The 26,326-nt window shown below is 40.5% G+C and carries 22 protein-coding genes, 2 tRNA genes and 3 pseudogenes; 24 read left to right on the top strand and 3 right to left on the bottom strand.

Annotated elements, in window-relative coordinates; translation table 11 throughout:
- The first annotated feature begins 2 nt into the window (after positions 1-2).
- The 9 genes and pseudogenes from DXA07_RS14005 to DXA07_RS13995 all read left to right on the top strand — a co-directional run bounded on the left by DXA07_RS14005 (position 3) and on the right by DXA07_RS13995 (position 10,686).
- Entirely contained in the window at positions 3-2,951 is a 2,949-nt protein-coding gene (locus DXA07_RS14005; protein ID WP_348980749.1) for an exonuclease domain-containing protein, read from the top strand.
- Positions 2,927-4,546: a hypothetical protein gene (locus tag DXA07_RS14000; protein WP_348980756.1), complete on the top strand. Its 1,620-nt coding sequence runs from the start codon at positions 2,927-2,929 to the stop codon at positions 4,544-4,546. Before DXA07_RS14005 ends, DXA07_RS14000 begins: the two co-directional genes overlap by 25 nt.
- A 425-nt stretch (positions 4,547-4,971) precedes the next feature.
- Positions 4,972-5,043: transfer RNA gene (locus DXA07_RS05500), tRNA-Glu, on the top strand.
- Positions 5,044-5,168: 125 nt separating this feature from the next.
- On the top strand, positions 5,169-6,575 hold the full coding sequence (gene cysS, locus DXA07_RS05495) for a cysteine--tRNA ligase (protein ID WP_118483776.1): 1,407 nt from the start codon (positions 5,169-5,171) through the stop codon (positions 6,573-6,575).
- Entirely contained in the window at positions 6,560-7,018 is a 459-nt protein-coding gene (locus DXA07_RS05490; RefSeq protein WP_008401608.1) for a ribonuclease III domain-containing protein, read from the top strand. The genes cysS and DXA07_RS05490 overlap by 16 nt, the downstream gene beginning before the upstream one ends.
- Positions 7,019-7,033: 15 nt before the next feature.
- Positions 7,034-7,787, top strand: a pseudogene (gene rlmB / locus DXA07_RS05485) (23S rRNA (guanosine(2251)-2'-O)-methyltransferase RlmB).
- A 15-nt stretch (positions 7,788-7,802) separates the two neighbouring features.
- Positions 7,803-8,405 carry a sigma-70 family RNA polymerase sigma factor gene (locus DXA07_RS05480; protein ID WP_118483774.1) on the top strand — a complete coding sequence of 201 codons (603 nt, stop codon included), beginning with the start codon at positions 7,803-7,805 and terminating at the stop codon, positions 8,403-8,405.
- 25 nt (positions 8,406-8,430) lie between these two features.
- Positions 8,431-9,705: a ComEC/Rec2 family competence protein gene (locus DXA07_RS05475; protein WP_118483772.1), complete on the top strand. Its 1,275-nt coding sequence runs from the start codon at positions 8,431-8,433 to the stop codon at positions 9,703-9,705.
- Between the two features lie 30 nt (positions 9,706-9,735).
- Positions 9,736-10,686, top strand: a complete 951-nt coding sequence (locus tag DXA07_RS13995) for a cysteine-rich small domain-containing protein (RefSeq protein ID WP_117807697.1) — start codon at positions 9,736-9,738, stop codon at positions 10,684-10,686.
- Positions 10,687-10,691: 5 nt separating this feature from the next.
- On the opposite strand, the gene DXA07_RS05465 is transcribed toward DXA07_RS13995, so the two are convergent.
- A tRNA-Thr gene (locus DXA07_RS05465) sits at positions 10,692-10,764 on the bottom strand.
- Positions 10,765-10,917: 153 nt separating this feature from the next.
- On the opposite strand from DXA07_RS05465, the pseudogene DXA07_RS13990 reads away from it, so the two are divergent.
- From DXA07_RS13990 to DXA07_RS05455, 3 genes and pseudogenes are all read left to right on the top strand, one after another.
- Positions 10,918-11,882, top strand: a pseudogene (locus DXA07_RS13990) (glutamate--tRNA ligase family protein); the annotation flags it as partial.
- A complete protein-coding gene (locus DXA07_RS13985; RefSeq protein ID WP_348980755.1) occupies positions 11,862-12,599 on the top strand; it encodes a hypothetical protein in 738 nt (245 codons plus the stop codon). The pseudogene DXA07_RS13990 and the gene DXA07_RS13985, both read left to right, overlap by 21 nt.
- A 19-nt stretch (positions 12,600-12,618) precedes the next feature.
- Complete coding sequence (locus tag DXA07_RS05455) at positions 12,619-13,233, top strand: hypothetical protein (protein WP_118483770.1); 615 nt, start codon at positions 12,619-12,621, stop codon at positions 13,231-13,233.
- Positions 13,234-13,473: 240 nt separating this feature from the next.
- On the opposite strand, the gene DXA07_RS05450 is transcribed toward DXA07_RS05455, so the two are convergent.
- The gene (locus tag DXA07_RS05450; RefSeq protein ID WP_118483768.1) at positions 13,474-14,193 is read right to left on the bottom strand and encodes a DUF6062 family protein; all 720 of its coding nucleotides are present in this window, start codon (positions 14,191-14,193) and stop codon (positions 13,474-13,476) included.
- A gap of 347 nt (positions 14,194-14,540) precedes the next feature.
- On the opposite strand from DXA07_RS05450, the gene DXA07_RS05445 reads away from it, so the two are divergent.
- From DXA07_RS05445 to DXA07_RS05425, 5 genes and pseudogenes are all read left to right on the top strand, one after another.
- Positions 14,541-14,828, top strand: coding sequence for a co-chaperone GroES (locus tag DXA07_RS05445; RefSeq protein WP_118483825.1), 288 nt, complete (start codon positions 14,541-14,543; stop codon positions 14,826-14,828).
- 35 nt (positions 14,829-14,863) lie between these two features.
- Positions 14,864-16,494 (top strand): annotated as a pseudogene (gene groL / locus DXA07_RS05440) (chaperonin GroEL).
- A gap of 316 nt (positions 16,495-16,810) precedes the next feature.
- Positions 16,811-18,769, top strand: a complete 1,959-nt coding sequence (locus DXA07_RS05435) for an InlB B-repeat-containing protein (protein ID WP_118483766.1) — start codon at positions 16,811-16,813, stop codon at positions 18,767-18,769.
- Positions 18,770-19,017: 248 nt separating this feature from the next.
- Positions 19,018-19,263 (top strand): hypothetical protein, encoded by a 246-nt coding sequence (locus DXA07_RS05430; RefSeq protein ID WP_118483764.1) that lies wholly within the window; start codon positions 19,018-19,020, stop codon positions 19,261-19,263.
- A 40-nt stretch (positions 19,264-19,303) separates the two neighbouring features.
- Complete coding sequence (locus DXA07_RS05425) at positions 19,304-20,443, top strand: leucine-rich repeat protein (protein WP_118483762.1); 1,140 nt, start codon at positions 19,304-19,306, stop codon at positions 20,441-20,443.
- Between the two features lie 37 nt (positions 20,444-20,480).
- Here the strand turns inward: DXA07_RS05425 and DXA07_RS05420 are convergent, their stop codons facing one another.
- Positions 20,481-21,005, bottom strand: a complete 525-nt coding sequence (locus tag DXA07_RS05420) for a hypothetical protein (RefSeq protein WP_117807691.1) — start codon at positions 21,003-21,005, stop codon at positions 20,481-20,483.
- Between the two features lie 153 nt (positions 21,006-21,158).
- On the opposite strand from DXA07_RS05420, the gene DXA07_RS05415 reads away from it, so the two are divergent.
- From DXA07_RS05415 to DXA07_RS05390, 7 genes are all read left to right on the top strand, one after another.
- Positions 21,159-21,344 (top strand): hypothetical protein, encoded by a 186-nt coding sequence (locus DXA07_RS05415; RefSeq protein ID WP_117807690.1) that lies wholly within the window; start codon positions 21,159-21,161, stop codon positions 21,342-21,344.
- 186 nt (positions 21,345-21,530) lie between these two features.
- Entirely contained in the window at positions 21,531-21,890 is a 360-nt protein-coding gene (locus DXA07_RS05410) for a hypothetical protein (protein ID WP_243015419.1), read from the top strand.
- A gap of 23 nt (positions 21,891-21,913) precedes the next feature.
- A complete protein-coding gene (locus DXA07_RS05405; RefSeq protein ID WP_118483760.1) occupies positions 21,914-22,786 on the top strand; it encodes an acyl-CoA thioester hydrolase/BAAT C-terminal domain-containing protein in 873 nt (290 codons plus the stop codon).
- 311 nt (positions 22,787-23,097) lie between these two features.
- Positions 23,098-24,099, top strand: coding sequence for a calcium/sodium antiporter (locus tag DXA07_RS05400; protein ID WP_118483758.1), 1,002 nt, complete (start codon positions 23,098-23,100; stop codon positions 24,097-24,099).
- A 15-nt stretch (positions 24,100-24,114) separates the two neighbouring features.
- Positions 24,115-24,447, top strand: a complete 333-nt coding sequence (locus DXA07_RS13410) for a TMEM165/GDT1 family protein (protein WP_243015418.1) — start codon at positions 24,115-24,117, stop codon at positions 24,445-24,447.
- Positions 24,336-24,806 (top strand): TMEM165/GDT1 family protein, encoded by a 471-nt coding sequence (locus DXA07_RS13405; RefSeq protein ID WP_348980754.1) that lies wholly within the window; start codon positions 24,336-24,338, stop codon positions 24,804-24,806. Before DXA07_RS13410 ends, DXA07_RS13405 begins: the two co-directional genes overlap by 112 nt.
- A gap of 194 nt (positions 24,807-25,000) precedes the next feature.
- Positions 25,001-26,323, top strand: coding sequence for an MATE family efflux transporter (locus tag DXA07_RS05390; RefSeq protein ID WP_118483756.1), 1,323 nt, complete (start codon positions 25,001-25,003; stop codon positions 26,321-26,323).
- Positions 26,324-26,326 lie beyond the last annotated feature (3 nt).

Raw genomic sequence — 26,326 nt, 5'->3', positions numbered from 1 at the left:
ACGTGCCGGTAGAAGCAAAATTATTTTTTGAAGTATTTCCTGAACTGAATATGGATAAAGAGCTGTCTTCCCTGTTTGAGGATACGATGATCGAAAAGGTAGTAATGAAGCAGGCAGAACGCCAGCTTATTATCAGCCTGCTGTCGAAGCACCTGATCAGCCGTCCGAAGATTGTACAGGTGGAAGATATCATTTGCGGACATTTATTTCGTGGACGTGGTTATAAGGTCATCATTGATGACCGTTATGAGCTGTCTTCCCAGTACAATACCAGAACCTTAACAGAGGTATATAAGGACAGTATCTTGTATGATGTCGAGAAGATCAGTCATGTTGGATATCGTTTATTAAAGCGGGCAGAATGGTATTATGCAGATGATATTATCACGCTTGCGATGGAAGACAGTAAGCTTTCAAAGAGCCATTCGATCGGGATCAAAAAATATCTGGAGGAGACCTATAAGAAACGGTTCGGTATGGATATCAAGGTCGGTTTTGATTATACGGAATCTGATAAAGAGATGCTCCGCCGTGCAAATGAACAGAAGATGAAGCTTGAGATTGAGGCAATCTTAAGTAATGTACATGAGGATGCGGATCTGACCTTGGATGGTAAATCAGTAGATAAAAAGAAGCTGGTCGGAGAAGGCAAGAAGGATGCTCCGGCTGAAAAGAAAGCACCTGCACAGGACGAAAAGCCGAAGGAGACATTTGCCGCCAGAAGGAAGAAATATACCTCGAATGATCCGGATGTATTCTATGGCAGAGACTGCGAAGGGGAACTGGTAAAGATTTCTACATTAGTAGATGGTATCGGTGAAGTCTGTATTCATGGCCAGTTGATCAAGATGGAAGAAAAGGTTCTCCGAAATGGTAAGACTTTATTCATCTGCAATATTACGGATTTTGAAGATACGATCGCATTTAAGATATTTGCATCAGAGGATGATGCGCCGGTTTATAAGGATGAGTTAAAAGAAGGAAGCTTCTATCGGTTAAAGGGTGTGCCGTTATACGATACTTTTTCCAAGGAGTTAAATATTGCATCTGTGCGTGGTATCAAGCATATACCGGATTTCCGTGTGCCAAGAGTTGACACATCGCTTGAAAAACGTGTGGAATTACATATGCATACGGTTATGAGCGAGATGGACAGTGTTGTTGATATCGAGAAGATCGTGAAACGTGCAAATGACTGGGGACACCCGGCGATTGCAATCACGGATCACGGCGTTGCACAGGCATTCCCGATCGCAGCACATGCAAAGGGTATGAAGGATGGCTTTAAACTGATCTTTGGCTGTGAGGGATATTTTGTCGATGACCTGAAGAATCTGGTTATCAATCCCAAAGGACAGGATCTGAATACAGAATATATCGTATTTGATATCGAGACGACCGGTCTTAGTCAGAAGAAGAATAAGATCATAGAGATCGGAGCTGTAAAGGTAAAAGATGGAGAGGAGATCGATCGTTTCTCGGAATTTATCAATCCGGAAGAACCGATCCCTTATAGTATAGAGCAGTTGACTTCCATTACAGATGAGATGGTTATGCATGCACCGACCGTCGACGTGATCCTGCCGAAGTTTTTGGAATTCTGTGGTGATGATATCGTTGTTGCACATAATGCAGCATTTGATACCGGATTCATCAAGAAAAATGCCAAAGATCTTGGAATAAAATTCGATAATACGATCATGGATACCATGACACTCAGCCATGTGTTATTGCCGGAGCTTGGTAAGTTTACACTGGATCGTGTCTGTAAGGCGTTAAATGTAAAAAATGAACATCATCACCGTGCTGTTGATGATGCAAATGCAACCGCAAAAATTTTCGTAAAATTATATGAGATGTTAGTGGAACGTGGCGTAAAGACGGTGGAGGATGTAAATGAATTAGGTTCTGCATCGGATGATACGATCAAAAAAGGCAGAACATATCATGGCATCATTCTGGCAAAAAATGAGATCGGCCGTGTGAATCTGTATCGTCTGATTTCTGAAGCGCATGTCAGATACTTCAACCGCAGACCGCGTATGCCTATGAGCATGATCAATAAATACAGAGAAGGCCTGATCTTAGGTTCTGCCTGTGAAGCAGGTGAGCTGTTCCGTGCGGTCGTAGATGATGCACCGGATGAAGAAATTGCAAGACTTGTTAATTTCTTTGATTATCTGGAGATACAGCCGATCGGAAATAACGAGTTTATGACCAGAAAGAAGGAGAATCCTTGTACGATCGAGGATCTTCAGAATTATAATAAGCGTATTGTGGAGCTTGGACGATTATTTAATAAGCCGGTTGTTGCAACCTGTGATGTCCATTTCCTTGATCCGGAAGACAGTATCTATCGTGCGATCATCATGAAAAGTAAAGGCTTTGAGGATGCAGTTAATCAGCCTCCGCTTTATTTCAGAACGACGGAAGAAATGTTGGCGGAATTCGAATATCTGGGAAGTGAGAAAGCCAGAGAGGTTGTTATCACGAATACAAATCTGATCGCGGATATGGTGGAATATATGGACCCGGTTCGACCGGATAAAGCACCGCCTATCATCGAGAATTCCGATGAGACACTTACGAATATCTGTTATGAAAAGGCTCATAAGATCTATGGACCGGATCTGCCGGAGGTCGTTGTAGAACGACTGGAACGTGAGTTACATTCCATTATATCAAATGGATTTGCCGTTATGTATATCATTGCACAGAAGCTTGTGTGGGATTCCAACGATCATGGCTATCTGGTTGGTTCCAGAGGATCTGTAGGTTCTTCCTTCGTAGCAACGATGGCAGGTATCACAGAGGTAAATCCGTTGTCGGCACATTATATTTGTCCGGAGTGTCATTTTGTTGATTTTGATTCCGAGCTTGTAAAATCATATTCCGGTATGTCAGGATGTGATATGCCGGATCGTGACTGCCTCGATGCGGTCATCCACTGATCAAAGAGGGACACGATATCCCATTTGAAACCTTCCTTGGATTCAAAGGAGATAAGGAGCCGGATATCGATCTGAACTTCTCCGGTGAATATCAGTCATGTGCACATGCTTACACAGAAGTGTTATTCGGTAAGGGTAAGGCATTCCGTGCAGGAACTGTAACAACGGTAGCAGATAAGACAGCGTATGGTTATGTATATAATTACTTCAAAGATCTTGCAAAGGATGAAGCGAGAGCAGAAGCTACGGCAATGGGAGATCTGACCCAGAAGGAGATCGAGAAATATGTCGATGAAAAGGCTATCGTCACGAAACGAAGCTGTGAGATGGAACGTCTGGCAATCGGATGTACCGGCGTTAAGCGTTCGACCGGACAGCATCCGGGTGGTATGATCGTTCTTCCAAGGCATGAGGAGATCTATTCCTTCACACCGATCCAGAAGCCGGCAAATGATATGACGACGGATGTCGTAACATCTCATTTCGAGTACCATTCGATCGATCATAACCTGTTGAAGCTTGATATTCTCGGTCATGATGATCCTACGATGATCCGAAGACTGGAGGATCTGACCGGTCTTGATGCAACCACGATCCGGTTAGATGATCCTGATGTTATGGCGTTGTTCCATGGAACAGAAAGTCTTCATATTACACCGGAGGATATCAATGGCATTCCGCTTGGCAGTCTGGGTGTGCCGGAGTTCGGTACGGATTTCGCCATGCAGATGTTAATTGATGCAAATCCACAGAACTTCTCGGATCTGGTGCGAATCGCAGGTCTGGCGCATGGTACGGATGTATGGCTTGGAAATGCACAGGAGCTGATCAAATCCGGTCAGTGTACGATCTCGACCGCAATCTGTTGTCGAGATGATATCATGGTATATCTGATCCATATGGGCCTGGAATCCGGTACAGCGTTTCAGATCATGGAGAATGTCCGAAAAGGTAACGTAGCTAAAGGCAAATGTGCAAAATGGGAAGAATGGAAAGAGGATATGAAGGCACATGGTGTACCGGACTGGTATATCTGGTCGTGCCAGAAGATCAAGTACATGTTCCCGAAAGCCCATGCGGCGGCTTACGTTATGATGGCGTGGAGAATTGCATATTTTAAGGTGAATTATCCGCTTCAGTATTATGCAGCGTTTTTCAGTATTCGTGCATCAGCCTTCAGTTATGAGATGATGTGCTTTGGAAAAGAAAAGGTACTGTATCATATCAATATGATACAGAGTATTGATAAGAATAAACGAACCGCAAAGGATGAAGATAAGTTAAAGGATCTGAAGCTGGTTCTTGAGATGTATGCGAGAGGTTTTGAGTTCATGCCGATCGATATCTATGTGGCGGATGATATCCGTTTTCAGGTAATAGACGGTAAGATCATGCCGTCACTGGCTTCCATTGAAGGAATGGGAGAAAAGGCTGCAAAGCAGTTGAAGGATGCAGCCGGCAAAGGCAGGTTTATCTCAAAGGAAGATCTGCAGGCTCATTCTAAGATTGGAAAGAGTGCGATCGACAAGCTGTCAGAGCTTGGCATCTTAGACGGTATGCCGGATACCAACCAGCTTACCTTTGACTTTGTATAAACGGACGAAACAATACCTTTATTCTGTAAGCCCTGACACTGTATCCCTTTCATTACGCAAAACACTTACGTTCTGTTTTTCACGTAGCGGTACTAAGCTCACTGCTTACAGCAGTTTGCCAAGTACCGACGTGAAAAAAGGTTTGCTGCATGAAAGAATACAGAATCAGGACTTGGCAGATAAAAGGTATTGTTTCTGTCTATGATAAAATTAATGCAAAAATATGCTAAGTTGTATTTAGATATAAGGAAGATCTATGTAGCAGCCCTGTATCCCTTTCATTACCAAAACACTTGCGTATTTGATTGACAATGCCCTTATTACAAGCTAAAATATGGTCAGTACAAAAAAATGTAAATTTACTGAAAAAAAAGCTTGCATTTTATCGTAGCTTCTGGTATATTAAACAAGTCGCTAAGATATATGGTTCATTGGTCAAGCGGTTAAGACGTCGCCCTCTCACGGCGAAAACAGGGGTTCGATTCCCCTATGAACTGCTATTTGATAACCTGGAAGTTTTTTCCAGGTTTTTTCTTTTTTATGCGTAATCTATAGTGCATGATAAAACTGCTTTGAATGAAAGACAGGCGAAAATAAAAACTATATTTATTGGAGGATTCCCATGAAGATTTTTAATACTCTTACAAGAACAAAAGAAGAATTTGTACCGATCAATGAAGGTAAAGTAGGAATCTATGTCTGCGGACCTACCGTATATGATTATATCCACATCGGAAACGCAAGACCAATGATCGTATTTGACACATTGAGACGGTATCTCACATATAAGGGATACGATGTAAATTACGTATCCAATTTTACAGATGTTGATGATAAGATCATCAAACGTGCAAATGAAGAAGGTGTTGATTCCAAGGTGATCTCTGAGCGCTTCATTGCAGAGACAAAGAAGGATATGGCAGCGATGAATGTACAGGAAGCTACGACACATCCAAAGGCTACCGAAGAGATCCCGGATATGATCGAGATGATCAAGACACTGATTGAAAAAGGACATGCATATGAAGTAAATGGCACGGTATATTTCCGTACCAGAAGCTTTGCAGATTATGGTAAATTATCTCATAAGAATATTGATGATCTGGAATCCGGACACAGAGCAGAGAATCATCAGCTTAAGGTTTCCGGTCAGGATGAGAAGGAAGATCCGTTGGATTTCGTTCTCTGGAAGCCAAAGAAAGAGGGAGAACCGTTCTGGGAGTCACCATGGGGAGAAGGAAGACCGGGCTGGCATCTGGAATGTTCTGTTATGTCTAAGAAATATATCGGTGATATCATTGATATCCATGCAGGTGGTGAGGATCTGATCTTCCCACACCACGAAAATGAGATTGCACAGAGTGAAGCAGCAAATGATAAGGAATTTGCAAGATACTGGATGCATAATGGTTTCTTAAAGATCAACAACGAGAAGATGTCCAAGTCACTTGGCAACTTCTTTACAGTAAGAGAGATCGCAGACAAATATCCACTTCAGGTTATCCGTTTCTTTATGCTGTCTGCTCATTACAGAAGTCCATTGAACTTCTCGGCTGATCTGGTAGAGGCATCCAAGAATGGTCTGGAACGTATCCTGACTGCTGTTGACAAGTTAAAGTCACTTGCGCCGGTAGATGTGGTGGGTTCCGATGTTTCTGTCGAGGCAGAATTAGATGGATATACGAAACGATTTGAAGCAGCTATGGACGATGATCTGAATACAGCAGATGCGATCTCAGTTATCTTTGAATTAGTAAAATATACAAATATCAATATTTCAAATGATACACCAAAGAAAACAGTAGATCTGGCAATCCGGACGATTGAGAAGCTGTGTGATATTCTTGGTATCATTACAGAGCGGGAAGAAGAACTGTTAGATTCTGATATCGAGGCTTTGATCAATGAACGTCAGGAAGCAAGAAAAGCAAAGAATTTTGCAAGAGCAGATGAGATCCGTAACATGCTCAGTGATAAGGGCATTATTCTTGAGGATACAAGAGAAGGAGTAAAATGGAAAAGAGCTTAGATCAGTATTTTACTGCGATATTGGGTGTAGAAGATTCCAATCCGGCAGAATATTCCGGGCTGGCGCTTGCTTATATAGGGGACAGTGTATTTGACCTTTTAGTAAAGACCGTTCTGGTATCAAAGGATAACAAGCAGGCATTCAAATATCATAAAGAAGCTATTCATATCGTAAATGCAGAGTCACAGGCAGGTTATATCGATCTGTTGGAAGAGAAACTGACCGAGCAGGAAATGGCGATATATAAGCGTGGAAGGAATACAAAGACACATTCCAAGGCAAAGAATGCATCGGTAGGACAGTACAGGAAAGCTACCGGTTTTGAAGCGCTGATCGGCTATCTTTATCTGAATAAAGAATATGACCGTTTATTTGAGTTGACAAGAGACTGCCTGGAATCAAAACAACTGATTGAGCATTTACAATCTGATGATGTGGATTAGAAATGGAGCATAAGCATGGAAGAAAACAGAAATGAAAAGTTTGAGATAGAGGGTAGAAATGCAGTTATGGAAGCATTTCGTTCCGGTAAAACAGTTGACAAGTTATATCTGCAGGATGGCTGTATGATGGCAGTATCAATTCAATCGTGCGTGAAGCAAGAAGCAGGAGACGATTATTAATTATGTTTCGAAAGAGAAGCTGAACCAGATGTCTTCGACCGGGAAACATCAGGGTGTGATCGCTCATGTGGCAGCCTATGAATATTCAGCGATCGATGAGATCTTTGCAAAGGCTGAGGAAAAAGGACAGCCGCCATTTATCTTTATTTTGGATGAGATTGAAGATCCTCATAATCTTGGTGCAATCGTTCGTACAGCGAATCTGTGCGGTGCACATGGCGTTATTATTCCGAAACGAAGAGCAGTCGGAATCACAGCAACAGTTGTTAAGGCTTCTGCCGGTGCAATCGCATATACACCGGTGGTTAAGGTAACAAATCTGGCGAAGACGATTGATGAATTGAAAAAACGTGGTATGTGGTTTGCCTGTGCCGATATGGATGGAGAACTGATGTACCGCTGCAATCTGACCGGACCGATGGGACTTGTGATCGGAAATGAGGGTACAGGTGTCAGTCGTCTGGTAAAAGAAAAATGTGATTATGTTGTATCTATACCGATGAGTGGTGATATCGATTCATTAAATGCTTCGGTTGCGGCCGGAGTATTGGGATATGAGGTTGTCCGTCAGAGGATGGGTGTAAAATAGGGGAGTACCAACGCCGTGTGTGTGTATGAAACAAATACCGATGAAGAAAATATCCGGTTGATCCGAGAAGAAAATGATAATGCCGCTTTTGAGTATCTGATCAAAAAGTATATGGGGATTGTAAAGAAAGAGAGTCGTGCCCTGTATATTATCGGTGCAGAAAATGAGGACATCATTCAGGAAGGAATGATAGGGCTCATTAAAGCTATCCGAAGCTTTGACGGAAGCAAAGGGGCATCTTTTTCTACATTTGCAAATCTGTGTATCAAGCGACAGTTGATCACTGCGGTGAAGCTGTCGAACAGGAAGAAGCATTCTCCGCTTAATTATTATGTATCATTTTATACGGAAAATGACGATGATGTTGCGCTTGTGGATGAGCTGCAGGCAGATCAGGCATTTGAACCGGAGAATCAGATGCTTGGGCAGCTGGAATCCCAGAAGCTTGCGGAGACGATTGATAAAAAACTCAGCAAATTTGAAAGACAGGTGTTAGAAGGATATCTTGCCGGAAAAAGCTATGATGAGCTAGCGGAAGCATTTGGAAAGCCGTATAAATCTATCGATAATGCGATCCAACGAATACGAAAGAAATTACGGGATATAGAACAGGATTAAAGATATAATTCTGGGGGAGCAGCTTATGATAAATGCTATAAATAAAAAGAATGGCCTGAGGAAAGTAATGATCATTGTCGGCATGTGCTTTGTCCTCGGGTTTTTTTCAGGATGTCTGGATTTATCGGATGAAACGAACGAAAATCAGACAGGGAATATAACAGAGAATATAACAGAATCGATTGACAGCACGAAAGCTACGTCAGATGGGCAGATAATCTCGGAAGCGAATACCGGGAGTATAACAGACGAGCTTGCCGGACTTACAGTTACTTTCTTAGATGTCGGTCAGGGAAATGCAGTGTTATTTTCCTGTGATGACCATTACATGATGATGGATGGAGGTCCGTCATCAGCATCTTCATTTGTCGTGTCATACCTGAAAAAACAGAATATAGAGTCTCTTGATTATGTGATCGCGAGCCATTATGATTCCGATCATATAAATGGTCTGGTGGGTGTGTTGAATGTATTTGACACAGAGACTTTTATCGGCCCGGATTATGTTGCAGATACAAAGATCTATGATTCGTTGATGGATAAGCTTGCGGCGCAGAACCTGACTGTTACATTTCCAAAGGCAGGGGATGCTTATACCTTTGGTGATGCGGTATTTACAATAGTAGCACCGATTACTTATAGTGATGATAATGAAAATGATAATTCTGTCGGAATTCGTATAACATATGGGGATCGTTCATTCCTGATCTATGGGGATGGAGAGGAAGCCGGTGAGCAGGCAATGATCGCATCCGGAGAGGAGCTTTCCAGTGACGTACTGATGGTCAGTCATCATGGAAGCAGAAATGCCACAACAAAAGAGATGTTAGAGGCTGTTAAGCCCAGTTATGCGGTAATCAGCGTTGGGGCAGATAATTCATATGGACATCCGACCGAAGAAGTGCTTGATCGTCTGGCAAATGCAGGATGTACGGTGTATCGTACGGATCTGAATGGTACGATTCAGGCATACAGTGATGGAAAAACAATTTCTTTTATCCCGGAACGGCAAGCAGATATGTCAGGTGTGGGAGAAAATCAGAATCTGTCGGATGATACAACGAAAACAGATAATGTAACAAGAGAGAGTACGACAGAGAAAGTTCAGACGGAAATAGAAGCAGGATCAGAAAAGGCAGCAGAGCATACTTATATTATTAATACAAATACAGGAAAGTTCCATGAGCCGTCCTGCCGTTCAGTAAAGCACATGAATGACAGCAATAAGAAAGAATATATCGGAAGCCGGGATGATCTGATCACGCAGGGGTATGAGCCATGTAAGATCTGTAATCCATAGGGTATGTTAAGAATGGGAGGATAAACGGATATGAAAAACAATTACAAATTTTTTCAGAATCGGGATTGTGAATTTTTCCCATGCCATAAAATAGAAAATGAAGATTCCTTTAATTGTCTGTTCTGTTATTGCCCCTTGTATCTGAAGGAAAACTGCCTTGGAAGTCCTGATTATATCTTAAATGGGAAAGGACAGAAAATCCGGGATTGCAGTAACTGTACGATCGTACATCGCCCGGAGATGTATGAAACAGTGATTGCACAGTTTCAAAAGCAGGACTGTGTGGTATTCGTCAGTATTTGGGATCTGAAGGATGAAATCATGGCGCGGATCGCAGAGATTGCTTCATGGGAACAGATGGAGCCGGAGAGCAGAAAAGAGCATAAGGATGAAGCCGAGAAAACGGTTATGCGTTTTTTATCCAGATACAATAATCGAAACCGGTATCTGGTACCTGTACTTTTGCAACCATTTTCCAGAGACTGTATTAAGTCTGATGGATTTATGCTCGGCAAAAAGAATATTTCATGCCGGATACTGGAACGAATAGATCCGTCAAAGATTACACAGGGATATCTGTATGCATTTCATGCCCCGGAGATCCAAATCGAGGAGATGGATTCATTACTTGGAACTTATTATCTGGAAACCTTTCAGATTGCATGTATGGATATTGTAAGAAAATGGATAAGAAAATACCTGGAACGAAAGCACAGTGTAGAGTTGGTGCATTACTGTAGTCCTTCTTTTGGACCCGGTTATTATGGAATGCCATTGGAAGCTGCCGGAATTCTTTGCAGCCTGATGGATACGGAACAGGTTGGAATCAGTTGGCATAAAGAACGAATGGAGCCGATGATGAGTCTGGCAGGAATTTATCTGATCAGTGAAGAACCACTGATACAGAACTGGAATGATTGTGAGAACTGTATCGGACAGTCCGTTGGATGTGAATACTGTATAAATAAATCCGGACATTAAAAAAGAGCTACTAACGGGAGTCGGACCCGTGACCTCCACATTACCAATGTGGCGCTCTACCACCTGAGCTATAGTAGCAACAACATTAGTTAATATATAGTAAAATGATGTATTTGTCAATAAGAGATTTACTGAAAGTTATTGAAAATTACTGAGTTTTGCTGAGTTTTAGAATTTGCAGTTGAGGCTTTATGTAAAATGTGATAGACTTAAAAAAGTCATGCTAATTATATGAAGGAGGCATTAATGATGGCAGAAGAATCAATCGGGAAAAATTTTATTGAACAGATTATTGATAAAGATATAGCGGAGGGCAAGGTAACGAAGGTGGTCACAAGATTTCCTCCGGAACCGAATGGATATTTGCATATAGGACATGCCAAATCCATATTATTGAACTATGGTCTTGCACAGGAATATGGCGGACAGTTTAATCTGAGATTTGACGATACGAATCCAACAAAGGAAAAGACGGAATTTGTAGAATCCATATTAGATGATGTAAGATGGCTGGGTGCCGATTTCGGAGACAGAGTATTCTTTGCGTCCAATTATTTTGACCAGATGTATGAAGCAGCAGTCAAGTTGATCAAGAAAGGCAAGGCATTTGTATGTGATCTGACAGCAGATGAGATCCGTGAATACAGAGGAACTCTGACAGAGCCGGGTAAAAACAGTCCATACAGAGATAGAAGCATTGAAGAAAATCTTGCATTATTTGAAGCAATGAAGAACGGGGAGTTCCCGGATGGAAGCAAGGTGCTTCGCGCAAAGATCGATATGGCATCACCGAATATCAATATGCGCGATCCTGTTATCTATCGTGTTGCCCGTATGACACATCATAATACAGGGATAAGTGGTGTATTTATCCAATGTATGATTTCGCTCATCCGATTGAGGATGCGATTGAAGGTGTAACGCATTCTATCTGTACACTGGAATTTGAGGATCACAGACCTCTATATGACTGGGTAGTACGGGAACTGGAATATGAGAACCCACCAAAGCAGATCGAATTTGCAAAGTTATATCTGACAAATGTAGTTACAGGTAAGAGATATATTAAGAAGCTGGTAGAGGATGGTATCGTAGATGGCTGGGATGATCCAAGACTTGTATCGATCGCAGCACTCAGAAGACGAGGATTCACTGCTTCTTCTATTAAGAAGTTTATGGAATTGGTTGGTATCTCAAAAAGCCAGAGCTCTGTTGATTATGCGATGCTTGAGTATTGTCTGCGTGATGATCTGAAGCTTACAGCAAACCGTTATATGGCAGTCCTGAATCCGATCAAGCTGGTGATCGATAATTATCCGGAGAATCAGGTAGAATATCTGCCGGTTGAAAATAATCAGGAAAATGAGGAAGCAGGCTCCAGAGAAGTTGCATTCAGCAAATATCTCTATATTGAAAGAGATGATTTCATGGAAGAACCGCCTAAGAAATATTTCCGTCTGTTCCCTGGCAATGAGGTACGTCTGAAGAATGCATATTTTGTAACCTGTACAGGATATGAGAAGGATGAAGATGGAAATGTAACAGTTGTTCACTGTACTTATGATCCTGCGACCAAGAGTGGTTCAGGATTCGAAGGAAGAAAGGTAAAAGGAACGATACACTGGGTATCAGCAGAAAGCGCAATTGATGCTGAAGTTCGTTTATATGAGAATATCGTGGATGAAGAAAAAGGTAAGCTGAATGAGGATGGTACTTTGAATCTGAATCCGAATTCATTGACCGTATTACAGGGATGTAAGCTCGAGAAAGCATTTGAAGATGCAAAACCCGGTGAAGCATTCCAGTTCCTTCGTAATGGATTCTTCTGTGTAGATTCCAAAGACTCTACTAAGGAGCATCCTGTATATAACCGTATTGTTTCATTAAAGAGTTCCTATAAGCCGGGAAAATAAAATTTAGCCTATTAAAAGTATGAAAAATGATATATCAGAATTAGAAAACAGAAAATTATATATCCTGATCTCCAAGACACACACAGTTCCTGCAAGAATCATCAAATTCTGGACAAAAGAGCCATATGCACATGCATCCATTGCATTGGATCTGGAGCTTCAGGAGATGTACAGCTTCGCCAGAAAGGGAATCTATAATCCATTCAACTGTGGATTCATTATAGAAGATATTGATACCGGAATATTTGGAAGAGATGTTGAAACAAGCTGTGTTGTTCTGGAACTGACCGTGACAGATAAGCAGTACAGACATGTACTGCAGGAGCTTGCGGCATTTAAAGCAAATGCTGATCGCTATCGGTATAATTTCTGGGGACTTTATGGTGTTATACGAAATAAGGCGATTGAGAGGAAATATAATTATTTCTGTTCCCAGTTCGTGGCAAGTGTGTTAGAACGTTCTGGTATACATATTCTCGATAAACAACCGGGACTTGTCAGACCGGATGATTTTCGGAAGAGCAGTAATGTTAAGGTGATTTACAAAGGACTGCTCAGAAGATATCGTGAATACCTGTGGACACATGATCTGGCACAGGCATTTGGCGGTCATGTAACCAAACAGGCAATGTAAAAAAGTGACAATATTGCTGTGAATTTTATACTATATAAAAAATACTGCGTACATTACACTCACTATTATGAAGCAAACCTGCCCGAACGCCAGTCCTTAGTGAGCCGTATAATATGGCAAACTTAGTACTGCTGCGTTGAGGGTAGAGCGAAAGCGTTTTGCGGAATAATATGTGAAGTGCAATGTACGCAGTATTTTTGTGTGTATCCTATGTTTATCAGGCAGTAATATTGTCGCTTTTTATTCTACAAATGTATGATTAGCCTTGATTATGCCGCGAGGCAGGGCATCCTTTGAGTTCTTCCATGGTTCATTCTTGAAGCGATAGTCGAATTTATCGATGAACCAGCCGATATCTCCGTTGACACGTTCCATGTTTTCAAAATATAAGTGATTCAAGGCTTCTATGAATTCTTCACATTGGTTTTTTGACAGCTTTGTGACAGCGGTATCGTAGAGGATACCGTAGTGGTAAGTACAGAAGCCCTTGCTGCTTTTGAAGGTATCCTTGAATTCAGGATCTTTTTTCCACATATGAAAGATCGTATCGACATAGCGGTCAAAGGTACGATTCATACGGTCACAGATAAAGCAGGAGCTTTCCAGTTCTTTGATATATGCACCGACACCGGAAAGATTTGACTGCTTGGAAAAAAGTCCCGGTTTTGCAGGAGCTCCTTTTTCTGATAAAGCTTTCAGATCCCGGATCGTTTTATCAGTGTGTGTCTTTAACATCAGAGCAAGTCCCAGACGATTCTTCTCCTTATATAACATGCTGATGTGATGGGAGCAGAAACCCATTTTATCTGTCATAGCACGGTTATCGTCTTCCATATAGCTTGGTCCCATCGTATATTCGATGGCATGTTCCTCCAGCGTTTTCTGCATCTGACAGAGAGGACATTCGCAGTCTGCATGAAAGGCATCGTTGACAGGAATTGTGTATAATTGTTCAGCCATAGTATTCTCCATTTCTATATATCATTTGGATAGCAGCTTTTGAACAGGCGTTATCCTGTATCATGTCAGAAATCATCGGTTCGATTCCTGTATTAGAAGCATATCATGCAACACTTGAATTTACAAATCAAAATTGCCGGTTTTCGTTCTGGATTCAGGGTATATTTCATATAATGTAAGAGACCTTGTCCATTTAATATATTTTTTATCATTTTAGGGGTTGATTTTTTCCACAAAATGAATACAATAATAATTGTGTTAGCACTCAAGAGATATGAGTGCTAGGAACTGCCGGAGTACATAAGGCAGATAAGAACGGATTTAATATGTTAGGAGGAATATATATTATGAAATTAGTACCATTAGGAGACAGAGTTGTATTAAAACAGTCCGTAGCAGAAGAGACAACAAAATCAGGTATTGTATTACCGGGGCAGGCAAAAGAGAAGCCACAGTATGCAGATGTTGTAGAAGTTGGTCTTGGCGCTGTTGTCGATGGTGTTAAGGTTCCTATGGAAGTAAAGGCAGGAGACAGAGTTATTTATTCTAAATACGCAGGAACAGAAGTTAAGCTCGGTGATGATGAATATATCATCGTAAAACAGAGTGACATTCTTGCAGTTGTAAGTGAATAATCAGATAGAAGAAAAACAGTTGGAGGTAGAAAGAAATGGCAAAGGAAATTAAATACGGAGCAGAAGCCAGAAAGGCTCTTGAAGCAGGCGTAAATCAGTTAGCAGATACAGTAAGAGTAACACTTGGACCAAAAGGAAGAAACGTAGTTCTTGCAAAGTCATATGGTTCACCACTTATCACAAATGATGGTGTTACAATTGCAAAGGATATAGAGCTGGAAGATGCATTTGAGAACATGGGTGCTCAGATCGTAAAAGAAGTAGCGACAAAGACAAATGATGTTGCAGGTGATGGTACTACAACAGCTACTGTTCTTGCTCAGGCAATGATCAATGAAGGTATGAAAAACCTTGCAGCAGGTGCTAATCCAATCATCCTCAGAAAGGGTATGAAGAAGGCTTGTGATAAGGCTGTAGAAGCAATTTCAGAGATGAGCCAGACAATCAACGGCAAAGAGCAGATCGCAAGAGTTGCATCTATTTCAGCCGGTGATGATGAAGTTGGACAGATGGTTGCAGATGCTATGGAAAAGGTATCAAACGATGGTGTTATCACGATTGAAGAGTCCAAGTCCATGAAGACAGAGCTTGACCTCGTAGAAGGTATGCAGTTCGACAGAGGATATATTTCAGCTTACATGTCAACTGATATGGAGAAGATGGTTGCAGAACTTGATAATCCATACATCCTGATCACAGATAAGAAGATCTCAAATATCCAGGATATCCTTCCGGTACTTGAGCAGATCGTACAGGGTGGTCAGAAGCTTTTGATCATTGCGGAAGATGTAGAAGGTGAAGCACTTACAACATTGATCGTAAACAAGTTAAGAGGTACATTCCAGGTTGTAGCTGTTAAGGCTCCGGGTTATGGTGACAGAAGAAAAGAAATGTTACAGGATATTGCTATCCTTACAAACGGTAAGGTTATTTCCGAAGAACTCGGTTATGATTTAAAGGATACGACATTAGATGACCTTGGTCGTGCTAAGAGTGTAAAGGTAACAAAAGAGAATACAGTTATCGTAGATGGTTTCGGAACAAAGGAAGATATTCAGGGCAGAGTAAATGTTATCAAGGCTCAGCTTGAGGAGACAACATCTGAATTTGATAAAGAGAAGCTTCAGGAAAGACTTGCAAAGCTTGCAGGTGGTGTAGCAGTTATCCGTGTTGGTGCAGCTACTGAGACAGAGATGAAGGAGCTAAGCTCCGTATGGAAGATGCATTAAATGCTACCAGAGCTGCTGTTGAAGAAGGAATCATCGCAGGTGGTGGATCAGCATATATTCATGCAGCTAAGAAGGTTGCAGAACTGGTTGCAGACCTTGAAGGCGATGAGAAGACAGGTGCTAAGGTAGTTCTTAAGGCTATGGAAGCTCCATTATTCCACATTTCAGCAAATGCCGGTCTGGAAGGCTCTGTTATCATCAATAAGATCAAAGAATCACAGCCGGGTATCGGTTTTGATGCATACAATGAGAAGTATGTAGATATGATCGAAGCAGGTATCATCGATCCTGTTAAGGTTACAAGAAGTGCTTTACAGAACGCAACATCCGTAGCATCTACATTACTGACAACAGAATCTGTTGTAGCTGATATTAAGGAAGATGCTCCAGCTATGCCGGCAGGTGCAGGTATGGGCGGCGGAATGGGTATGATGTAAAAATAAAATATCACTCATAAAGTTCAAATAGAGAATAAAAAGGAAGATAGTATTGTTTATTATCGTGTAAGATACATGATAGTGACATGCTATCTTTCTTTTTTTTGCATACGCATAGACTGTATTTTCAAACCCAGTGAAACATTTCATGCCGTTTTTCAGACATTTCGTGCACAGAATCCGGTAAGGAGAAATGATTATGGTACAATACCAGAAAATAACTTATTTGGAACAACATAATGAGACATACAGATGAAATTATACTAAATGTTGTATCATATGTTGTATTCAGATGAATGAAAGGGGATAAGAAAATATGGTAAGACGACTAAAAGAAAACAAAGTTACAGGCATCCTGACGGCCTTGCTGGTTGGCATTGTTATGTTTGTAGGCATGGGAACAATGAAAGTAAATGCAACAGAATACAGGTCAGGAACGATTGACCCTACGACTCTACAGGTAGGAGATACGGTTTATGTAGGAGTTGAGTTATCTTCAGACAAACAGATAGTAGTTTGCAAGCAATGTCATATGATCTGGATAACATACGGTGGCTCTTCGCAATATTGGATTGGAGACAGAATCAATTCTATTGTAAAGAGATCAGATGCACACAAAGATCATGCCGGTTATGTTGGATATAGTGAGTTTAGTTTTTACTTCACAGGAGGATATTTATCTAGTAATAATACTCCATATACAGTTATGGGAAACTCAAATCTTGGATATACGATTAAATACAATACAAATGGTGGTAGTGCAATAGCGGATGCTGTTAAACAGACACATATACCGAGTACATTTCCAACAACGACCAAAGCTGGATGTGATTTTATTGGCTGGTATACAGATGAAAATCTTACACAGCCGGTATCGCGAGAACTTTCAATATTTGAAGATATAACGTTGTATGCAAAGTGGTCGAAATCGAGTGTACACCAGCATACATTTTCTGATAGTTGGAGCAGTAATGCATATGGTCATTGGCATGCGGCAACCTGTGAACATAGTGATTTGAAGGAAGATTTCCAGGAACATTCTTATGGAACTGCAGGTGAAGCCAGATATACATGTTCAATCTGTAAGTATGTAGATGCAGACAAGAAAGCTGCGGCAGATATCGTAGATGCATCAAAGGTAGTATTAAAAGCAGATGAAGTGCAGGTTGGAGACAAGATTTATTTTGGTAATCAGTTATCGCCTAATAAATGGATCACTGTATGTAGGAAATGTCATATGATCTGGATCACATCTGCTGATTCTGATCCTGATAATATAGATGTAGGAATCAGTGATGGAGATCAGAAGTGTTATGAGGTTAAGCAGACGGATGAGCATAAAAACCATAAAGATGATGTTGGATATGCAGATTTTAATTGGTATACAACAAATTCAAACAGTCCATTAGAGAGAAATGTTCCATATACAGTTATCGAGAATGATAACCTTGGATATAAGATCACATATAACACAAATGGCGGAAGTGAAGTAACTGAAGCCGTACATCAGAAGAAGCTCCCGGATGTGCTTCCAACAACAAGTAAAGCTGGATATGAATTTGCAGGCTGGTACACAGACGAGGCACTCACAAAGGCGGCTGTGCCGGGTAAAGCATTAACAGGGAATACAATTCTTTATGCTAAGTGGACGGTGAAGCAGTCCCCTGTTGTAAAAGCAAAGCGGACAAAAGCAAACGATCAGGCATTAAGTTCCAAGTTCAGTATCACTACAGGAAAGTCGATTAAAGTAACATGGGGCAAGGTTGCAAAAGCAGATGGATATGATGTATATATGGCATATTGTAAGAAGGGAAAATACACCGTTGTTAAGTCTGTAAAATCTGCAAAGACCTTATCTGTGACGATTAATAAGCTGGATAAGAAGGCTGTAAATCAGAAAGATAATGTAAAATGTTATGTAGTTGCATATAAGAAGGTTGCCGGCAAGAAAGTGACCATCGGAAAATCCATTACAGGTCATGCGGTTGGCAAGAAGAATACGACTGTAACAGATGCCAAGAAGATTCAGATAAAGAAATCCACTTACAGCCTGAAAAAGGGAAAAACAGCTAAGATAAAAGCAACTATTGTTAAAAAGAATAATAAACTTCCACTCTTTGGTCATACAGCAAAATTCAGATATGACACATCAAACAAAAAGGTTGCAACTGTATCCAAAGATGGCAAGATCACAGCAAAAGGAAAAGGCACCTGTTATGTATATATCTATGCAGTAAATGGATGCGCTAAGAAAGTAAAGGTAACAGTTAAATAAAAGTAAATAGAAAGAAGTTGTAAATTCGGCAGTGGCTTGGATGGACAGTAGTCTGAGACCACTGTCGTTTTCTGTAGTAGACAACGACATAACAGTGTCAACCTGCGTGAAATTATGCCGTTTTTAACAGGATTTCTTCAGTGATTTAGCCTGTATGGGTTGACACTGTTTAAACAAGAATGCTATAAAGAGAAAAAGGTGGGTAATTCATAATTCAAATCTAAAAATCAAATATGGGGAGGTAATCTATGAAATTAAAAAAGAAAGTGTTTGGAATGTTGGCAGCAGTACTGCTGATGGTGACGGCTGTATTTATTGGAACGCAGGGTATGGGTCTGGTACATGCGGAGACTTTAAAGGTATCCATAAACGGAACCGAACTGCAGGATGGTAAATATTATGAATTTGGAGGAAGCGGAACGATGAGTGAGTGTGCCCCGGATTCGCTTCCTGAGGTATATATCTATTATGATGCCGGCATTATAGAAGTATAGTGGAGAGATCGCTCAAAGTGCAGAACTTCGTTATCGCAGAATGACTGATACAGAGGTATCTGTTACACTGAATCCGACAACATATACCTATGACAAAAAAGCAAAGGAGCCGGAGGTATTTGTGACCTATGCCGGACAGACACTGGCAAAAGATAAAGATTATACGGTTGCTTATGCAGATAACATAAATGCCGGAAATGCAGTTGTTACGATTACAGGTATGGGCATATATCATGATGAGACACAGGTACAGTTTAAAATCGAGAAAGCAGCCAAAGCAGCGCCAGCAAGGCTGACTGCCATAAATGTAAGTAAGGCAGGGGCAAAGGACGGAGCAATCGATAAGCTGACGACAGCAATGGAATACAGTACAGATGAGGTCCATTGGGTCAGTGTAACATCAGGCACAATGGTGAGTGGGCTTGCAGCAGGTAATTATTATGTACGATATGCAGAGACAGAGAACTATCTGGCATCTCCGACAATAAAGGTAGTGATCGCTGTTCCAGCGAGCTCCTATAAGCTGACAAATGCAAAGACAGCTGTTACTTTGGATACAACAAAATATGCTTATAACGGAAAGGCGAAGAAGCCTTTGGTAAAATCTGTAACTTTTGCTGGAAAGAAATTGAAAGTAGGAACTGATTATACAGTTACCTATAAGAAGAATAAGAATATTGGAAAAGCATCCGTGATCATCAAGGGAAAAGGCAAATATACCGGAGGCATAACCAAGAACTTTATAATATATGCAAAGAAAGGAACAACAGTAACATCTGGTGCATATAAGTATAAGTTTACCAGTGGCTCTGAAGTTGCCTTTGCAGGTATAAAGAGTACAAAGACCACAAAAGTAGTGATTCCAAAGACTGTGAAGCTTGGTGGAAAGACCTTTAAGGTAACTTCAATCGCAAAGAAAGCGCTGTACAATAAGACTAAAGTAAAGAGCGTAACGATGGGAGAAAATGTAAAGACGATCGGAGCATCTGCATTCCAGAAATGTAAGAAGATATCTACGATAACTGTAAAGACAACAAAATTAAAGAGTGTCGGCAAGAATGCATTTAAGGGAATAAAAGCAAATGCAAAGATCAAAGTGCCATCTAAGAAATTAAAAGCATATAAGAAGATCCTTAAAAATAAAGGACAGGGAAACAAGGTTAAAATTGTAAAGAAATAAAAACGGGAGCTTTTTAATGGAATATAAAGTGCGTAGGTTATAAGCAACAATTTACACACTTTATATTCCACTTTTTTACGGATTCGCCATTTCGGGTGAGCGGAAGCCTGGATACAGTAGTGTCAAACCAGCTCTGCTCACCGATCACATCTACAGGCATATAACCCTGTCCGGTTACGATCTTGAGCCGTGCTTCCTGTATTGTATCGGCAAAGAGAAATTCTCCATGCAGTCCGATGATTGTTTCATAGTACTCCTGTTCTTCCTTTTGACTGGTCTGATTCATGACGAGGATGCATGGAGTTTTTTTCAGATCGATGATTTCCAGGCCAGGCAATTTGCTGAGTGGATTTTTCGTGGATATTTCAATGTAGAGTGTGCTCTCAGCAAGAACCATATTGTTATATGCATCGGAGAATGCACGGCGCCGGTCATTTAAAGAAAGATCGATTACGCCATTTTCCATAGCGTGATATAATTCTTCATGACTTCCGACAGAGATCTGAACATCAACAGCCGGGATATTTTTCTGAAAATAAAGAAATTGCTTCAGATAATTCATTTCCGTTATATCCCTTATAATAGCCGATTCTTAATAGTTTATTGTCGTTAGCAGCAATACGTTTTGTTTCTCTGAGCATCTGGGCTATGTTACTGGTAATGACAAGACTTTTTTCGATAGAAATGTTCCCCGGCAGGTGTGAGAGAAAAGGTAATGGCACTTATGACACATGAGGGCAGCGGACTTGGGAACAGTGAACGTGATCTCAGAAAGATCTGTCAAGGTGCAGAGATCATAAAGCCAATGGAGATCAAATTTGACTCACAAGGCGGTCCGGTACTGCAAACAGCAGAGAACAAAATTAATGATTGGATCGCAGAGGTGAAAAGAAGCCTATAGAGAGAGTTAATATTTATTTTCCACTTTTATGAGCAGTGTGCTATAATGACATGGATTAGAAATGACTAACTTGATGTTTTCAATTCTTGTGTTCTGGCGAAATTGTGCGCCATATGAATGTGAAAAATACAAAGTCGTCAGCTTCCATGGATCGTGACACGTTTTATTGCATTGAAAGATTATCTTATGATGATGATCGGAAGAGCAGGCGGAGTGGGTTTATTGAAAAAGGCATTTGCAACAGATGATTATACGAAGGAAGATCTGCAGTATGTGCCAGATGTTTTAAAGCATTGCAGCAGAAAGACATTATGGCGGACATTTGATTCCTGCAATAATTATAAAGTTCCCGAACCAGTTCCTCAAATAGATACGAAGCTTCACTACTGGTACACAAAGGATGAGGAAAAAGAGAGAAAAAAGGATATTGAATATGTGAAACGTCAATTTCCACAGACAGAATTTGAAGTACTGCCTAAATTAGACCATGCAGGACTGGTTCTGCTGAAACCGGAATTGTTTGAGATAATGATACAGGTGCTTTGATAAAGGAGAGGAGTTAGACAGCTATGAAAAAACAGAGATATACATATCTGAACGATGGATTTGAGGGAGTATTATATGAGGCAGAAAACAAGGATGACAGGCTACTGATCGTTATTCAGGGACTTAAGGGATTGGAACTGCCTGAGAAGTACGCGGAGTTATTTTCAGGGAAAGGGTATTCAGTTCTTGCCATGACTTATTATGGCGCACCCGGACAGCCGGATCAGATGCGGGCAATTCCTTTGGAGATGTTTCAGACTGCGGTTGACCGTATGAAAGAGTATGGAGATGGCAGATTTAGGCATTTTGGTATGTATGGTAATTCCAAAGGCGCAGGAATGGCGTTGCTTGCTGCATCAGTTGTTCCGGATATCAGTCTTGTTATAGCTGCATCTTCCTTTGGACATATTATGCAGGGCAGTGGTAAGGCAGATGCAGATCCCTGTAAGGCTATGGTTTCATATCGTGGATATGATTTCCCTTATGTTTCAAATAAGCATATGTTCTCCAACTTCCTGAAAAAATGTATAAAGGAACATCATGTGCGGCTGTTGTACTTTTTTGAGGAATGGGAGAAAGAGGGAACGATTGAGAATGAGATACCGGTAGAAAAGATCTGTGGAGATATTCTTTTTCTTACCTCTACACATGATGAATCTGTTCCGGCAAAGCATGATGCAGAATTATTGACAGCACGGTTAAAGCGGGAGAACTTCAGCTACGGCTTCAAACACATCAATTCAGAGACTGGCAGTCATAATCTCGGATATTTTCCGGTAAATAATGGTGCGCTCCCAAGAGAGAAGAAATATCCACAGGAATGTCAGAAAGCAAGAGAAGATACACTTGAAATCATTTTAAAGACATTAAATGCGTGGAGCGTAGCTGATTTGTAAAGAAAAAATATTTCTAGAATAAGATGTTGACACACATGGTTACATTTGATAATATTTATCGAGTAACTTAATATTCCATGAGGGAGTAGTTAGCGCGAAAGTGTGATTTGTCAACATTCTGATTATAATAAGAGAGTATAATCTGGCAAATCTTAAATAATGAGACTCATGTATATCGATTAACAGCTTGTGTAATATACACCGGCGGATAATTGATATACATGAGTCTTTTTTAATCTGTCGGACATACTTTATAGTAGCAGACAGTTCGGCTGACACCACTGGTATGGATAGAGAAAAAGGAGAATAACATGGAAAAATTCATTAACAACGCCCCGTTTGCTCTTGTAATTGTAATTCTTGTGATCGGTTTTGTACTGCTGATCAAAGGCGCGGATTTTTTTGTAGAGGGAAGCTCGAGTGTGGCAAAGAGACTGCATGTTCCATCTATAATTATTGGACTTACAATTGTTGCGATGGGAACATCACTTCCGGAGACAGCGGTCAGTGTATCAGCATCAATAGCAGGCAATAATGAACTTGCAGTTAGTAATGTAGTTGGTTCTAATATTTTTAATCTGATGGTTGTTATCGGAGTATGTGCAATATTAGCCACAGTAAATGTTGCAGGAGAAACGATAAAGAGAGATATTCCGCTTTCGCTTATATGTGCCGGACTCTTAATGCTTTTAGGAATAATCGGCCTTGGAGACAAAACAGGCATGACGCTGGGACATATGGATGGTGCTATATTTGTTGGTTTATTTGCAGGATACATTTTTTACATGATCAGGATTGCATTAAAGGCCAACAAAGAAGGAAAGAAAGTTGAGATTGAAGGTGGCTCGGATGAGGAAATTAAGCTTGTATCCGTTCCGGTCAGTATTCTGTTTATCGTTGGCGGAGCAATAGCGATTGCAGTCGGAGGGGATGTGACCGTTGATGCGGCATCAAGAATTGCAAGTGATCTCGGAATGAGTCAGACACTGATCGGACTTACAATCGTTTCGATAGGCACGTCACTCCCGGAGCTTGTGACCTCAATTGTTGCAGCCAGAAAGAATGAAGTTGATATGGCACTTGGTAACGCGATCGGTTCAAATATTTTTAACATACTTATGGTACTTGGTATTGCATCAGTGATCAGTCCGATCAGTATAATCAGAGAGAATATTATTGATCTGTGTGTACTGGTTGCATTTACTGTGTGTGTATGGATATTCGCAGGGACAAAGAAGAAAATCGGAAGAATCGAAGGTTTGTGTATGGTTGCGCTCTATGCAGTATATGCAGTTTATATTGTTATAAGATAAATGTGGGTATAACAAATGATATTATTTTTAAAGGTATTTTTTACGGAATTCATAGCGGAGATGGGAGACAAGACACAGCTTATGTTGATTGCTCTTACGTCTAAGTACAAATTAAAAGATATCATAATAGGAACTGCTGCCGCAATTCTTGTACTGAATGGTCTGGCGGTTCTTGCAGGTGGACTTGTCAGCGAATTTGTTCCGGAATGGCTCATTAAGAATATTGCAGCACTTGCATTTCTTTACTTCGCAGCATCAACGATTTCCGATGGCGACGAAGAGGAAGAAGAAAACGGAAGATCAAAGATCAAGTTTGCGCCATTGGCTGTTTTCTGTACTTTTTTGTAGCTGAGCTTGGAGATAAGACTCAGCTTACCGCTATAACATTTGGTGCGAATGAAGGTATGGGGGCAGCACTTATTGTATGGATCGGTTGTTCCCTCGGACTATTTGCAGCGGACATTCTTGGTATGCTGGTCGGTTATCTCTTAAAGAGCAAAACTCCGGATGGACTACTTAATACACTGGCATTTGTGATATTCTCGACATTTGGTGTGTATACACTTTATCAGGGACTTAAGCTTATCTCTTCGAGCGTCTGCCGGATTCCGGTATTGCTGATACTTATAGCTGTAGTCGTTATATTTGCAGGCTTATGCGCATTCCTTTTCGTAAGGCAAAAAAAGAAAAAAGAGGAAAAAATATAGGAAACGAATAGAATACAAATCTCGTTTCGTTAAAATAAATAGTCTTAATGTCAACGATTCGATTAACAATTTTGATAGATTATTGCGTGAAATAGTAGAAATAGTGCCATTTTTGTTTGATATTATACAAGAAACACAGAAAGATATATCGTATTATTGATAATATATGTTATATTTGTATGTAAGGAGAAAACATGATGGTTGAAAGGAAAACATTATCGCAATTATCTGTGCCAATATGCCTGGAAACTTTATTCTATATGCTTTCAGGGATGGTTGATACACTTATGTTATCATCTGTAAGTGATCAGGCTGTGGGAGCAGTGGGAACAGCAAATACTTATATAGGTGTTTTCATTGTTATGTTTGGAGTGATATCATCGGGTATGATAGCTGTTATGTCACAAAATATCGGAGCGGGAAGACCCGGGATAGCATATCAGGCCAGACAGCTTGGACTTATGTTTAATGCGTTCATAGGTATTCTGATGTCTGTTGTTCTTGCAATTTTTTCCGGTAGAATACTTAGAATAGTAAGTATTGCTCCTGCTTTGTTTGAACCGGCTGAAACATACCTCAAAATTGTTGGTGGAACATGTTTTTTAAATGCGATTATTCCTATTTTTTCCAGTTATTTGAGAGTATTTGGATATACAAAGCATTCCCTGATAGGAACTATTGTTGGAAATGTTCTTAATATAATACTAAATTCGGTATTCTTATTTGTATTTAACTGGGGAGTAATGGGAGTTGCCATTGCCACGGTTATTTCAAGGGTTGTAAATCTTGTTATTGTAGCGGTGATGGGCGCTGTACTTATAAAAGCAAAACAAAGTCCTGATCGTATTTTGCCGCGAAAGATACTTGCGCAGATTGTTAAAATAGGTTTTCCTTCTGCATTTGAAACAACACTTTATAATATAGCAATGACATTTATAGTGCGTTTTATGAATCAGATGGATGCTAACGGAATGAATGTCACAGCTCGTTCGTATGCTATGCAGATAGCAAATTTCTCATATTGTGCAGGAGCTGCACTGGCACAGGCTAATGCTATTATGACAGGCTGGAGAATCGGAGCAAAGGAGTTTGAAGAATGTGACAGGGGTATAAAAAAAGCAGAGATATATGGCCTTGTAATAGCTACATGCTTCTCTGTGACATTTGCACTGTCCGGACACATTATAGTGCATATATTTACGGATGATGCACAGATGATAAGTCTTGTGGTAAAATTGTTAATAATAGATATATTCCTTGAACTTGGAAGGGTGACAAATCTTGTGTATAGTCAGGCGTTAAAAACCAGTGGAGATGCAGTTTTTCCGGTTATAATGGGTGCAATTTTCATGTATCTGTTTGCGGTTGGTGGTACATATTTTCTTGGAATACATTTGGGCTTTCTGGCGGTAGGAGCATATATTGCCATGGCAGGTGATGAATGTGCGAGAGCTGTTGGAATGGTGCTTCGATGGAAAAGCGGAAAATGGAAAAGTAAGAGTCTTATAGAACTATAGGAG

Origin of the sequence: Clostridium sp. AM54-37XD, assembly GCF_003478225.1 — a bacterium.
Classification (GTDB): domain Bacteria; phylum Bacillota; class Clostridia; order Lachnospirales; family Lachnospiraceae; genus Coprococcus; species Coprococcus ammoniilyticus.
The sequence above is the reverse complement of the archived record's forward strand: the minus strand, read 5'-3'. Positions and strand labels throughout refer to the sequence as shown.